The sequence below is a fragment of the Sulfurimonas sp. C5 genome, from assembly GCF_029872055.1.
GTDB lineage: Bacteria > Campylobacterota > Campylobacteria > Campylobacterales > Sulfurimonadaceae > Sulfurimonas.
In genome coordinates, this window is sequence record NZ_JARXNQ010000023.1 from 1 (window position 1) to 455 (window position 455).

The 455-nt window shown below is 70.1% G+C and carries 1 protein-coding gene; it reads left to right on the forward strand.

Annotated elements, in window-relative coordinates:
* Positions 1-455, forward strand: a 455-nt coding sequence (locus tag P6N22_RS10640; RefSeq protein ID WP_280332803.1) for a hypothetical protein, incomplete at both ends; no start/stop codon positions are given.

Consider the following 455-nt stretch of genomic DNA (forward strand, 5'->3'; position numbering starts at 1 on the left):
CGATCTTCAAGGCGCACAACGGCTCGCCCATCGTGTTCTGCGCCGAGGACGAGGACCGCTTCGACCGGGTGGCCGAGGCCACTGTCAAGGTGCCCCGCGCGGGCGGCGGCCTGGACTTCGTGCTCGAGACCGTGGCCGGTCACTGGTGGGGCGTGTCCGCGGCCAAGGCCATCGACGGCCACGCCGAGCCGTTCCGCAAGGCGCGCGTGCTCATCGGCGAGATGCTCGAGGACACGGCGACCTTTGACCGCGAAAAGCTGCTCGTGGCCCTGAACGGGTGCGTTGAGCGCATCGCCTCGGGCGCCACGGACTCGGCCCTGCCCGCCCGCGTGGCGGCGAGCCTGGCCAACTACATGCTCTGGCTGGTCAACCAGGCCCGGGCCATCCAGGCCACCGAGGCCCGCCTGGCCGACATCCTGACCATCCTGAACAAGGCCATCGAGGAAATGACCCGC